Here is a 13,908-nt window from a genome sequence, read left to right as displayed (position 1 = left end):
ATGGTTGTTGGTGGTCTGCGTAATTGCGCTACCTCTATCGTTTCATTTGTTCAGGCAGAAACACCAACAACAGCAAAAAAACCTAAATCCCCTAAGGGGACTTTGCCCAACAATTTACTGATAAGTAATTTTAGAACTTTACTGACCACTGTTTACTGACAACTGACCACTAATGCGAACATGCTTCATTTGCTGCACTTTTTAAATGCGCTAATTCTTCCATCTCTTCTTCTGAGAATACAGGCTCTGCAAACAGCTTCGGATCAGGCTTTCCGGCATTCACCCAACAGGTATACCACATATCAGCAGTCATTTTAATAGCAGCACGCATGCGTCTTTGAACCATATCGTTTAATGCTTTGTGATAAGCCTCACTAAACGCATGCGAATACACCCGAACATTTTGTCCATTGCGGTCTTCGTATGAAAAGATCTTATCTTCACTAAACTTCTGCTGCAGCTTCAATTCTATTTTCAAGACAGAATCTACACAAGTCCGTGAAGCAGCTAACGCAGACCATACAGCTTTAGGTATAGAGGGAATCTGTGTAGCACTTCCAACATAATAGGAATAGTTACTTGCAAACAATTCCGGCAAACGCGACTCCCACAAGCCATGAATACCGTGTTGTCCCGTTAATTGTCCGTTATAATTTTTAGTAGTGTGAAGCGGCACATGCAGATCACCGATGTAATGCCCCATATCGGCAGATAATTTTAAGATGAGTTTGGCATCCTTCGTTTTGAACGCATCGGTTAAACGATAACTCAAGCGGATCAGATTCCAGGGCAAAATACCATGCGCCTGAAGTGAGTCTTCGGGATAACGTTCAGAGGCTTGTGTCCACGTCGGACAAACAGCTAGAATACTATCGGTATAATATTCAATGTCCATATAGTGCTTCGGAGCCTCCCCAACAACAATATATCTTCGCTTATCCGGGTTGACTGCCTGCTGCGTAATGAAATCAATATGCTCTTTATAGAAGCTCATTAATGGCTGCGGAAGAGCAAAAATGGCCATTTTATTGATTTCTTTGTGGGCAAAAAAGCCCCATGATGTGCATAAAGTGAGGATAACGGCCACCAAAAGTGACTTTATCCACCAAAAATCGGGTTTCTTCATAGCTGTGAAGTTTTCCACAATAATACTATGAATTAAGGAATTTGCAAATGCTGTTTTGTTTTTTAATAAAATCGTCTTATCTTTGCCATTCGAAAATTTATTGACGAAGAAATAAGAATTTAGATACTAATATGGCAAATCATAAGTCAGCTTTAAAAAGAATCCGTGCGAACAGAGCGAAATATCTGAGAAATCGCTACCAAATGAAAACTACACGTACTTTCGTGAAGAGACTAAGAGCAGCAACTGCTAAAGCAGATGCTACTGAATTGTACAAGAAAGTTTCTGGTATGCTAGATAAATTAGCTAAGAAGAACATCATTCATAAAAACAATGCTGCTAACAAAAAATCTAAGTTGGCTAAATTTGTAAATAAATTAGCTGCTTAATTTAAGCTGAAGATATAGTAAAAAGTCCCCCGATAGCTATCGGGGGACTTTTTTTATGCTTACCCATTCCGCAAAAGACAATACAGAAAGGAACATTTCGTTTATCTTAGCTGTATAAGTACTATTATGAATCAACATTACAAAAGTTATCTGCTTATAACCGGAATCCTCCTGCTCTCCTATGCATGTACCTACAACAAAGGAGAAACTGTTAATCCGGCAGGCTGTACGACTGTAATTGAGAACGTATCTTTTTCTGTTGATGTCCAGCCCGTACTTACCACAAACTGCGCGAGCGCCGGTTGCCATTCCGGCAATACTCCCGAAGGAAATTTAAATTTAGAAGCATCCAAATCATATGCTGCCTTATCAAAGCCCGGTAAAGGATACATTGATACAGACAATCCACACTATAGTGTATTATACAGTTCCATGGTTTCAACCTCCGATCCGATGCCACCTGTAGGCCGACAGCCATTAAGCGCCTGCGATATGAAAAAGATTGAGGTTTGGATGAAGGAAGGCGCGTTGGACAATTAGTTACCAGTTACCAGGTGCGAGTTTCTAGACAAGAGAAGTACGGAGTATAGAGTACTTAGTATTAATACAACAAAATTTAAAATAACCTCTTCCTAATTTCTCTTTGCGTTCTTTGCGAAAATGCTTCGCGTCCTTTGCGGTTTATTTTTTCAATTCATAATTTATAACTCCTAATTCATAATTCATCAAGGTTTATCTCTCCCAATAAACCGTTCCTTTCCCAATAAAAAATTGATCGCACGCAGTACATTTCGGTCCACACTTTCTTCTGTTTTCAAAAAAGAAATATACCGAACGATTTCCAGCTGTAGCGAAGGCCGCAAGCCATCATAAATATTTTTTGCTTCTTTATTTTTACCAAGCGCAGCCGTTAACTTCGGATGCATAGGAATTTCTCGCGGTGCTGCATCGTAATACACTTCAAAAATAGCCTTGTCTCCCACTTCTTTCTTCGCTGCTTTACGCATCGGCGTATTCAGATACAAACGCCATGCTCCGCTGTATTTAATAAGCGTCTGTATGAATTCATGTCCATCAATAGTCATGGTCACCGGGATCTTCCCTTTGTCTTTACCAGCCTGTTTAAAAATAACATTCAACAATGCTTCAGGCAAATAAACATAGGGATTCACACCTATGATCTCAATGGTTGCGGTGAAAGAGTGATTGCTTTTCTGATTCACAATTTTTAATAATTATGAATTATGAGTTATAAATTATGAATTGGAATTAATCTGCTTTATTTGACTGAATTCATAACTCATAATTTATAATTCATAATTACTCCACCGTCAGTACATTCTTACTATCAATGTTCGTGCGCTTATCAAAATGAAACTCAACAAACATAGCCTGATCTTTCTTTGCGTTTACCTCTGCGGATGCACGCCCCATCTCTAACTGTTTATCGTCAAATACTTTTGCCTTTAAGGTACCCGAATAATCTTTATTAAAGATCACATATACCATCAATAGGTTGTCTGTAGCTGCACTATCACTTGTGATGTAGGTCTTACCTAAGTCCAGGCCTTGCTTCTTTAATTCTTCAGTCAAAGTAACCTTCACATCAAAGGCTTTCTCTACACCTTTGGCAGCGCCTTCAATAAATTCACCTGCTGTTTGTCCGGCCACATTACCAACCGTATTGATACCTTCTTTTACCGTATCGGTTGAACAGGAAAAAATGAATAGAGCGAGGATTGGGATGAATCGTTTTTTCATGGTTGAATGTTATTTATATATAGGATTTCTTTTGTTCACTGCGCCACTGATTAAAACAATCTTTATCTTGCGGTCTATTCATACTTGTTTCATCGTATTCTCCGCAACGATGACAAACATTTTCTCTATAGTCAGGATTTTCAAATTGAGCCCATATTGAAAAACAATCTGGACAATATGGTTTCTCAGGGTTATAATCGATTCTTGTTTCGCATCGAATACAATACCCTCTGATTTGCTTTTGATATTTTTGTTTAGCTTGTCCAGAAGTATTTGATTTAACTGGAGCTATTGTTTGTCGCTCAGATCTAATTAAGGAGACAGGTTCTGCTGATTGTAATATCGACAAAGTTTCGGCTACTGCTTTTTCGAAAAGATCTTTATCAACATTACGATCAATCAAAACTCCCATTTCCCTATTCGTTTTCTCTGAAAACTCATACATATTCATGGAAGTAATAACCATTTTATTTTCATTTAAATAACATTTAGCATGAAGATTCTGAAAATAAAATAATTCAACATTCTTTAACTCAGCAAGAGAGTTCTTTTCATTAGGTTTCAATTCATCTTTACCATAAATAATTTTAATAGCAACATTGTTGTTTGAAGCATCTTTAAGTCGTTCATAAAATGTTTTGGAAATTTGAAGGTAAGGTGAAATTAAAACCAATTTACTCTTTGCTTCAATAATAATTTTTTCAATGTGATACGAGGTTCCGTTTGTTGTTAAAAATTCTGCCATTCTATATAATTAAAAGTTTATGTTGATAGAATTTAGTCAATAATGCTTTCAAAATTGAATTTCGCTAAAAACTATTAGAAAACTATTAAAATTTATTCAGACAAAAAATATGAATATCATAAAAATAAAATAGCCTAAAGATTATTTCGTTTTTATGAATGCCGAAAGAATATCTACCCCCTCTTAAAAAAACAAGTCGTCCAACCACGAAAAAAAGGATCTGACGACTTGTTTAAACTTACAGCATTACCTGTCCCGCTTTTGGGCGGGGTTCCAGCTATTTGATATTTGTTTTTTGTTTTTTGTTTTTTGGAATTTCTTGCATCTGACGCCAGTCTTAGCGAAGCGGTGACTGGTGTCTATCATTCCGTAGTCTTTGACTACATTAATTACAAGGCCGCTACAATCCGCTTCAGCTGACGGACATGACGAACCGAATGCATCGTCATGAACTGCACCCATTCCAGACCTGTAAGTGTGCCCATACGCGGTAATTCAAAATCCACATAGGTAACACTAAGATCATCGGTATTTTTAATGTACTCTTTTATTCCATTGATGCGCTTTGTAAGTCCACCTAACAGAATTGTTTTATCAAACGGGCCAGCACCCGGCACAATAAAATCCGGAGATTGCAAACGGGTCTCAAAATTCAAAAAGACACCTTTAATACCTTCTATCTTTGCTTCTACCGGACGTGTAGTTACTTCTGATTTGCCATTCAAAACCGTTGCAATGCCATACGACTTATATAAGTGATCTCCCAGTTGTGCTGCAGTCCAGCTACCTTCATACGGAACCGTATTTAGTTGCTCTTCCGTTAAAGCCGTAAGCAAATGTGTAAGCTCGTCTGTGGTATGTGCAAAGGCTTCCAAAAGTTCGTTGTGTGTCATAGTAAAAACGGATTGATATTCTATATAAAAATAACAAATCTATCCAGAAATACTAGAGGCTGATACAGTCATTGTATAGGGGCATTTGAGACAATGTATAAAACAGTCAAAGGCAAAAAAAAGCAGTCATTTCAAATATAAAGTGAAATGACTGCTTAACTATTTTTTAACTGACCACTGTCTACTGATTACTGATCAAGAATTCTGTCCGTCTGTTAATACTTCTACCTATTTCATTTGGAGATCCATCCGGATTTTCATTGGACGTAACCGGCTTGGTTTCGCCATAGCCTTTCGCCTGAATACGATTGGCCGCAATTCCTTTTGATATCAGATACGCCATCACCTTATCCGCTCTTTTTTGTGATAAGTCCATATTGTATTTATGGCTACCCAAATCATCTGTATGCGAACTAACAATAATTTTATCTGTTGGATGTAATTTCAAGAATGGAATCAATATTTCATCCAATGCCTTTTTAGCATCTGCATTTAAATCCGTTTGATTGGATTCATATTGAATATCTTTCAAAACAAACGCCTCACCTTCTACAGGCTTTTCAATCACTACCGGCTCTTTAGGTATTGAACTGATTGGTATCAACCTCAGATCTTTTTTAATGATCGGGTTCGAGCACATCTCCTTCGTTTCAACAAACAACGTATCCGTAAGATACCCTTCCTTTTTAAAGAAGAATGCATATTTTGTATTCTGTGTTAAGGATACATTATAAGAACAATCTTTCAACCGGATTGTATCCAATACACTTGTTCTTGTTTTGAGATTTACTGTTTGAATATTTAATACTTCTCCGGCACAGGTATTTGTTGGGTTCAAGACATTCAGATCCAACGTACACACAAAGGGCGGTGCAGGTATAATTTCAAAAGAATAAATATCATCGCAACAGGTCTCATGAAAAAACGGTGTACCTCCCGGTCTGTTTGATACAAAGAAACCTTTTTTACCAGTATCAGATAAGGTATACCCCAATTCATCTTGCGGAGAGTTAATGGGGAAAGATAAATTCTCCGGTCGTAAAAATCTGCGGCCATCTTTCTCTATCTTATATACATCTAATCCTCCAACATTGGTTAAGCCATTGGTGCTGTAATAGAATGTTTGAGTAGGTACATGGAAGTACGGTGTACAGTCTGTTTCAGCAGTATTCGCAACCGTAAAATTCACTGGCTCATTCCATACTTTTTTACTTTCATTATACGAAGTATACCAAATATCCAAACCACCTTTTCCTCCCGGTCGATCCGATACAAAGTATAAATATTCTGTTTGATTGACTTTAGGCTTTGGTGTTGGTTTTGTTCCGCCTGTTTTACGCGGCGGCATATTTTTAGATGGAGCAGCAGCAGTTGTAGCGGGCACTGAAGTTGTATCAATTACGATCGTAGGTTGTGTGCATGTAAAACCTGGCATATTAACGGGTGCAGGCAACTTCGTTGGATGAGCCCATTTACCTGCAACTTTTTCTGTAGAGTAAATTTCACATGTAACTTTTCCCTGATGGTCTTTGGTACATTTTGTAAAATAAAAACGACCTGAATAAGGTGAATAAACAAAATTCCCCATATCTACATTCGGATCATTGATCTCAGCCAGTATGCCTTGCTCAACCCATTGGTCTTTTACTTTCTTCGCTTCATAGAGTTGTCTTACGGGCTGCTTCTCAAGATGCTCACTACGGGTGTCATAATATTCTACAGAATCGATGCGCAAAGATCCAAAGGCCAGTCGTGTACTATCAAGCAGCACCGGAGAAAATTCTGTATGCGGGTGATTCACGGAATTACCGACATTTTTGATTTTTATATTCTGAGGGAAATCTCTATACACAATACCACTATCACAACCGGCAATATCTTTTGCCAGCAATGCTTTAAAAGACTTATCTCCTATTGATCCGGATATTTTTCTAAACTCTAAAAATGTTTTTTTTGCTTCTTCGTACTTCCCGCACATTTTCAACATTACAGCCTGATAGTATAAGGCAATTGAATATTCACCCGGAGAAGTTTTGTATACTTTTCCATACGTTGTTTCTGCTGAAGCATAATTTCTGGAGAACCGATACATCTCTGCAACCTGAAACAATGCTTTTATATCAGAGGTATCTTTTTTAACTACTTCTTCATAATAAAAAAGTGCTGTATAAACATCACCTGTTTCATAAGCGATCTTTGCACGCGCCTTCATTTTAGAAAGACTCAGATTTTTATCTACTCCTTCTCCATTCTGAGCAAACAATGAAACAGCAAAAGTTGAAAGAATAAATAGAATGCTAAAGGATAAATATTTCATAAAATGGTATGCTATCTTTTTTCGTTTTGAAAAATACTAATATCTATCACAAGGCAATGTCACCTTATTCGAAGCTCTGGAAGGCGTAATATACGTGAGCGACAACTCCCAGGCAGATTTGTTACGGGCATCTTTACTTAACGAAGAAACGTTGAAATCCCAACTGAATCCAAATGCAAAACGATTGTAATTAATACCGGCAACAGCAATAGCAGCATCACTGTTTTGAGTACTGCCTCTATATCCTGCACCTACTAAAAAACCTAAATTGTCTGTCACCTTTTTAGTTGCATTTACACCAAAGAGAAAATCTGTTGCTGTAGCAGAATTCATATATAATAAATGCGGTAATAAATGAATTGTTGGAGTCATGTAGTAAACCGCAGAGGCATTCAACACATGTCTAAATGGAACAGCTTTGGTAGCACTTCCATACCCTTCAACCGGTTTGTTCAGATTAAATAATGCATATCCGCCGGTCAATTTTACTTTTCCAAATAAATGCGTCCAGGCTACGCCGGCATTCACGTTCAAATAACTCCAGCTATTTTTAAGTGTACCTTCATTATTGTTTGCAGAAGGATCATATCCACCCAATTGATAATCCCATTGACTTGGGAACGTCTGATCGTTTGTATTGATATTTCTCATTACAATTCCGGATTGCAAACCAAAACGAATAAGATGTCCTTTATAGTTTTTTTGATAACTGCCTGAAAGCAATATTTTATTTGTGTGTAAAAAATAACTGCTTACCTGATCGTTGATTATAATAGCACCCAAACCAAATTCATTCGGTCGTTTCAAAAACTTTTTTTCAATAGAAACCATATTGGTTTTCATTGCAGGTGATACCTGAGCCCATTGGGTTCTGGAGTTCAAGCCAACCTTAATATCTCCTTCAAAATTACCTGTATATGCAGGGTTCAGAGAAAGATTGGATGTATAATATTGCGTAAGATGAACATCTTGAGCCACTGCGTTTACACACAAAACGATCAGCAGCAAAAAAGTATAAATAAATTTCATTTGAATAGTATTATTACCAGGTACCTAAATGTGTGTTATAATAATTAGCCATATAAGCATATTGCTCAAGCGTAAATGAAGGTATTATACAAGACGTATAATAAGACATGATATTCGTAACGTCCGGAGCAAATGTATTTCCTATCTGATCAACTTTTGTACTTTTATAATTACAGTTTGCATCTACATACAGATTAATGTCATCACCATTCACATATGGATCAGCAGGTGTATCACAAAAACCATCTCCGGTAGTTTTACAATTTTCATCAAATGCCCGCTGAACAATTAATGATGCCGTATTCCCTTCGAAGGTATGATTCAATCCAAAAAAATGCCCTAGCTCATGTCCAATTGTTACTACGTTTGCACATGACTTCTTAATCACAATACTTCCGGTTTCCGCAATTCCGCCGAATGTAGCATAACCGCATGTTTTATTTTCAATCATATCCGGATCAGTTACAAAAAACATATTTATGCGGTGTTGCAAACGATACAACGGATCTAATTCCTTTTTTTTCAAACTTATATTCTCCTGAAATATGAGATTGTTGTATTGAAAGTTATCGATATACCTGAATTCACACACCGTAAATTTCGCTGTGATCGGTGCAAAGATCGTATTCACACTGTTTATAGTAGAATTGATCTGCGCCTCGCTGATACCTGCAATACCATTGGGATCTCTAACGATATGTACAACAACTAAAAACTCTTTACCTATTTGAGGCAACGGCTTAATAGAATCGCCTTGTACAGAAGCTTTACTCGAATTTAAAAATGCTAAATTAACCAGGAGTGCTAATGCAACATTGAAAAGTATTAATTTTTTCAAAATATTATTTTTTAACTATTGTCAAATTAATTCATTATTTTTGGATTTAACTAAGCAAGTTACTATTAGTTTTTTTAAAATGATTACATATTTAAAAAATTTATTTCTAGGTACAATATTTTTATTCTCCCTGGATGCGTTCTCTCAAGTAGCAGATATTACCAAAGGCTGTGCTCCGCTTAAAGTCAATTTCACCGCGCCTGCTACAAGTACTACCTACTTCTGGGACTTTAAAGATGGGGTAACATCCAACCTTCAAAACCCTGCAAACATTTTTGGTAAAGCCGGAATTTATGACGTTGTGTTTAAAGAAACAATCGGCGGACCGATCATAAAAACGATACGAATAGAAGTATTCCCAGAACCTGTTTTAAACATTACTGCTACCTCCGGATGTTATCCGTTGAATGGACAATATAAAAATGCGTCAACTATTTCTTCGCAAATTGCTATAACAAATTATACCTGGGTATTTGCTGACGGTACCAGTCAAAGCGGACCGAACTTATCATCCATTAATCGCAGCTACACTTCAAAAGGAGATTATGGTGTATCTTTTGGAATAGAAACACAATATCCATCTTGTAACAAAGCCGGAAGTTTTAATGGCATATTGCATGTGTATGATCCACCTGTTGCATCATTTACTACAACACCTGCAACACCCATTTCCTGCAACCCAACATTAACGGTTGGCTTCATCAATAACTCTACCGGAGCATTGCCTCTTAGCTATTCATGGAACTTAGGAAACGGTCAGTTATCAACCGCACTGAATCCGCCGAGCCAAACCTATACGACCAATTCATACAACGCAACATTGTCTGTAAAATTTACAGCGAACTTAGCGGGTTGCGACAATACAACATCAAAAACAATATCCGTAGGTAAGCCTGTTGTTAAGATTAAAAAATATGCGGATACCGTTTGTCTGACAGGACTGGCTTCATTCAAATCACTTACTGCCGGAGTTCCAACCTGGACAACAGATGCAAACGCAGCTATTAAATCAATTGTGAATGACAGCGTCAGCATTTCATTTACGAAAGGCGGACTTCATACGATAACGTTAAAAGTTACTTCACCGGATGGCCAATGTTTTGATCAAACAACAACAACGGTGTATGTAGACGATATTCAGGGCTCTATTCAGCACACGCCAACGTATTCCTGTACAAGCCCAATGAACGTGCAATATACAGCAGTAAGCAATCAAACAAATGTATCGTACGAGTGGCAATTTGCAGACACTCAAAAAAGCACATTAAATAAAGTTACTAAAACATTTAAAAGCGCTACAGCCGGCATCACCTATTCCATTAATGATTTCGAACCACTGTTAACTCAACTAACAATCACATCCAAGAAAACAGGATGTAAGATATCTGCAATAGCACTTGACACCATGTGGCTTCCGAATGCACGCATGATGCCTGATGTAACAAAAGGCTGCAGCCCGCTCACGGTTACGTTCAGCGATTCAAGTAAATCAAATGATCCGATCGTTAGCTGGAAATGGCTTTATGGAGATAACGCAACGCAATCCGGTACTACGAAAGCTCCTGTAACGCATACCTACACGCAAGCCGGAGAATACCAAAGTAAATTGGTAGTAACTACAAAAAGAGGATGTATTGATACATCGTATGCAATCGTAATTGAAGTAGGAAATAAAATTGCAAATTTAGATTTCTCAACGGCAACACCTACTACATGCTGCGACCAAGCCGTAACATTTAATGCGATAGTACCGCCCGCAGCTCAGACATTGATTGACGGCTATCATTTTTATACAGATAAGAATACATCTTTTCACTGTTCAGATCAGAATAGTTTTAAGTGGACCTATTCAAGTCCAGGTTTACAAGATGTGTCGTTGATGGTAGATTATAATGGATGCTTTACTACCGTAAGTAAACCCGCTTATGTAACTGTGAAAGGTTCATCACCAAAGATCAATTACGGAGCAGCTTGTACAAGCCCCTTAGAATATACATTTAATGATCAGAATTTTTCAGGCCCTGAAACATATACATGGGATTTTGGTGATGGAACTACAGCTACTACCGGTGCAAAGCCAAAGCATACATATGCTGCATCAGGCGATTATCTGGTAAAGGTTATAGGCGTAGTTACTACAAGCGGCTGCGCTCCTATTGAAAGATCAAAAACAGTTCACGTTCGTAAGCTGAAGGCAGACTTCAAAGGCGACTCCATTTTGTGTTCAGGCGTTCAATATCCCTTTGATGCGATAACATCTGTTGATGAATATCAATGGCCGCATAACGGATACGATTGGCATATTGCCGGTGCACCAAACAACGTAAGAACAGGTACTGCCCTATCCTTGTTTTCATTTAGCCCGGGTACACACCCGATTACACTTTATGTGAAAGATATCAATGGCTGTGTTGATTCATTAACAAAAAAAGTGAAAGTATTTGGTATGACTCCCAAATTCACTGCGGATCACATACAGATCTGTAACCCATCAACGGTGAAGTTTACCGAAGCTTCTATAGGTGATACCACACTTATTGGTTGGGACTGGAATTTTCACGATGGCACAAGCGGATTTTCAACGCAGCAGAATCCAAGCTACACGTTCGCTAAGGCTGCTGATGCTACAAATAAATATAGTATTACCTTAACTGTTACCGATCAATTAGGTTGTACAGACACTATTAATAAGAAGATCGATTTTTACAAACCTAAAAGTAAAATCACGCCTTCCAAATATTATGTTTGTGTGAATGAACCTGTCACTATTGCTGCTTCTGATTATACAGCAGGCGGATCTAATTTAACCTATAACTGGAATTTTGGTAATGCTACTACGGCTACACTTCAAAGCAATAGTGTAAAGTATACGACCGATGGCACGTACAAAGTTTTATTGAATTATGAAGAAGCAAGCACCGGTTGCAAAGGCTTAACGGATTCAATAAACATTAGTGTACAATCGTATCCTACCGCTTCTTTTAAAACGAATGTGGATACCGTAACCATTATTTGTGCGCCTAAAATTGTTTCGCTTGCAGACAATAGTACTTCTAAATATGCGTATTCAAACTATTGGGATTTTGGAAATGGTCAGACATCCACTCAAGCGAACTTCAGTCTCATTTATAAAAAAGGAATCTATACGGTAAAGCACATAACAACCACCACCAATGGCTGTGCAGACACAACTTCCAGAAGCTTTCAATTACACAGTCCGGAAGGTGATTTTGTAATTGATAAAAATACCATTTGTAAAGGCGAAGTCATTACGTTCAAGATCAAAGATACATCTGACGTATCAAGCTTTGCCTGGGCCTTTGGAGATGGTATTGTTGTAGATGAGACATCGCCGGTAACTCATCAATATAATTTCCACCCGCCGCAAGGACAAACGCTTGCAAAACTAAGTTTGATCGGGAATGAAGGCTGTAATGCAATTGTAGAGAAAGCGATTAAGATTCATGAAGTAATAGCTGATTTCGATCGGCTTGATGGAATAGATTCAACAAGCTGTTTCAATGACGGTCCATATAAATTAACTAATACCTCTAAAAGTGCCAGTACATTTTGGTGGGATTTTGGTGATGGACAAACATCCAACACACAAAATATAAATACACATGCCTATGCTACACCCGGTACCTACGATGTTACCTTGGCGGTGGACAACCAGGGTTTAGGTTGTGTAGATACCATTACAAAAACAATCATCATTTATCAGAATCCAACGCTGGTAGCCATTGGTGATACGGTGTGTCAGGTGGCAGGTTCGGTTGCGCTCAATGTACTGAATCCAACTGCTACGAGTACCTATGAATGGACTCCGTCTACAGGCTTGTCAAGCACTACAAGTACGAATCCAATTGCAACGATACAACACTCTGTTCAATACAAAGTAGTTGAAACAGATCTCAATGGTTGTACAGATAAAAATAATGTTCCGGCAATTGTTATTGAATCCATTGGCTTAAGAAGTTTAGATACAAGTATTGTCATTGGCGATGTAATACCGCTGCCTGTAAACGGACAGCCGTATTATAAATACCTCTGGACTCCTACTGCCGGACTTAGTTGCTTAACGTGCAATTACCCAACCGTACAGCCGCTAGAAGACATCATCTATACCTTAAATGTAAAAGACAGACGCGATTGCTATAATGAAAATTATACCTACAACATTAAGATCAAACCGGAAACATTTGTAAAATTCCCAACCATGTTTACACCAAATGGTGATGGCAACAACGATGTTATCTTTGTGAAAGGTTGGGGCATTAAAGATCTATTGGAATTCCAGATCTTTAATCGTTGGGGACAATTGATCTATTCGAATACCAATATAAACGATGGTTGGGACGGCACATTCAACGGAATACTTCAGAACACAGACATCTACGTCTATAAAGTCAAAGTACTCACCTGGAAAAATGTTGAGATCAAAGAGGAAGGTTATATCAACTTGGTGAGATAAACTTGCCGATTAAAAATAAAAAAGCCCCGCTGGTTAGCGGGGCTTTTTATTTGTTTATTTTTAATAGAACCTCCAAGCCCGCCGTGGATTTCTATGGTTTATGCAAGTGCATTGGTATAAATATATTCATATTTTCTATTATCTCTAACGCATGCAAATACACGATGTATTAATTTATTTCGAATAGCGTTTATAACATTCATTTTTGCTTTCCCTTGTTTTATTTTACGATCGTAGAATTCTGTAATTTCTTTATTTGATTGAATAGCAACCAGTGCTGCCATGTGTAATATTGATTTGATACGCATATTTGCTTTTCTTGATACATGTGTTCGT

At 37.7% G+C, this 13,908-nt stretch carries 11 protein-coding genes and 1 pseudogene; 3 read left to right on the top strand and 9 right to left on the bottom strand.

Translation table 11 applies throughout. The features are described from left to right. Positions 1 to 169: 169 nt before the first annotated feature. The gene (locus A3EE_RS0118190; protein WP_018344873.1) at positions 170 to 1,024 is read right to left on the bottom strand and encodes a zinc dependent phospholipase C family protein; all 855 of its coding nucleotides are present in this window, start codon (positions 1,022 to 1,024) and stop codon (positions 170 to 172) included. Positions 1,025 to 1,257: 233 nt separating this feature from the next. Here A3EE_RS0118190 and rpsT point away from each other — a divergent pair, with 233 nt between their 5' ends. Both rpsT and A3EE_RS0118180 read left to right on the top strand, forming a co-directional pair. Beyond that, positions 1,258 to 1,515 carry a 30S ribosomal protein S20 gene (rpsT, locus tag A3EE_RS0118185; protein WP_018344872.1) on the top strand — a complete coding sequence of 86 codons (258 nt, stop codon included), beginning with the start codon at positions 1,258 to 1,260 and terminating at the stop codon, positions 1,513 to 1,515. A 126-nt stretch (positions 1,516 to 1,641) separates the two neighbouring features. Further along, a complete protein-coding gene (locus tag A3EE_RS0118180; protein WP_018344871.1) occupies positions 1,642 to 2,055 on the top strand; it encodes a c-type cytochrome domain-containing protein in 414 nt (137 codons plus the stop codon). A gap of 185 nt (positions 2,056 to 2,240) precedes the next feature. Here the strand turns inward: A3EE_RS0118180 and A3EE_RS0118175 are convergent, their stop codons facing one another. The 7 genes from A3EE_RS0118175 to A3EE_RS0118145 form a co-directional block, all read right to left on the bottom strand. After that, on the bottom strand, positions 2,241 to 2,738 hold the full coding sequence (locus tag A3EE_RS0118175) for a DUF1905 domain-containing protein (RefSeq protein ID WP_018344870.1): 498 nt from the start codon (positions 2,736 to 2,738) through the stop codon (positions 2,241 to 2,243). Between the two features lie 97 nt (positions 2,739 to 2,835). Further along, positions 2,836 to 3,276 carry a hypothetical protein gene (locus A3EE_RS0118170; RefSeq protein ID WP_018344869.1) on the bottom strand — a complete coding sequence of 147 codons (441 nt, stop codon included), beginning with the start codon at positions 3,274 to 3,276 and terminating at the stop codon, positions 2,836 to 2,838. A 13-nt stretch (positions 3,277 to 3,289) separates the two neighbouring features. Next, positions 3,290 to 4,021, bottom strand: a complete 732-nt coding sequence (locus tag A3EE_RS20935; RefSeq protein ID WP_018344868.1) for a phospholipase D family protein — start codon at positions 4,019 to 4,021, stop codon at positions 3,290 to 3,292. A 389-nt stretch (positions 4,022 to 4,410) separates the two neighbouring features. After that, positions 4,411 to 4,914, bottom strand: coding sequence for a DinB family protein (locus A3EE_RS0118160; protein WP_018344867.1), 504 nt, complete (start codon positions 4,912 to 4,914; stop codon positions 4,411 to 4,413). Between the two features lie 181 nt (positions 4,915 to 5,095). Further along, a complete protein-coding gene (locus A3EE_RS0118155; RefSeq protein WP_018344866.1) occupies positions 5,096 to 7,231 on the bottom strand; it encodes an OmpA family protein in 2,136 nt (711 codons plus the stop codon). A 36-nt stretch (positions 7,232 to 7,267) separates the two neighbouring features. Further along, a complete protein-coding gene (locus tag A3EE_RS0118150; protein WP_018344865.1) occupies positions 7,268 to 8,260 on the bottom strand; it encodes a PorP/SprF family type IX secretion system membrane protein in 993 nt (330 codons plus the stop codon). Positions 8,261 to 8,273: 13 nt separating this feature from the next. Next, positions 8,274 to 9,098 carry a M43 family zinc metalloprotease gene (locus tag A3EE_RS0118145; RefSeq protein WP_018344864.1) on the bottom strand — a complete coding sequence of 275 codons (825 nt, stop codon included), beginning with the start codon at positions 9,096 to 9,098 and terminating at the stop codon, positions 8,274 to 8,276. A 79-nt stretch (positions 9,099 to 9,177) separates the two neighbouring features. Here A3EE_RS0118145 and A3EE_RS0118140 point away from each other — a divergent pair, with 79 nt between their 5' ends. Further along, complete coding sequence (locus A3EE_RS0118140) at positions 9,178 to 13,572, top strand: T9SS C-terminal target domain-containing protein (protein WP_018344863.1); 4,395 nt, start codon at positions 9,178 to 9,180, stop codon at positions 13,570 to 13,572. A gap of 98 nt (positions 13,573 to 13,670) precedes the next feature. Here A3EE_RS0118140 and A3EE_RS20930 read toward each other — a convergent pair. After that, positions 13,671 to 13,908, bottom strand: a pseudogene (locus A3EE_RS20930) (IS110 family RNA-guided transposase); the annotation flags it as partial.

It is taken from the genome of Cytophaga aurantiaca DSM 3654 (assembly GCF_000379725.1).
GTDB lineage: Bacteria > Bacteroidota > Bacteroidia > Cytophagales > Cytophagaceae > Cytophaga > Cytophaga aurantiaca.
Note: the sequence above shows the minus strand (reverse complement) of the source record. Positions and strands in the feature narration are given on the sequence as shown.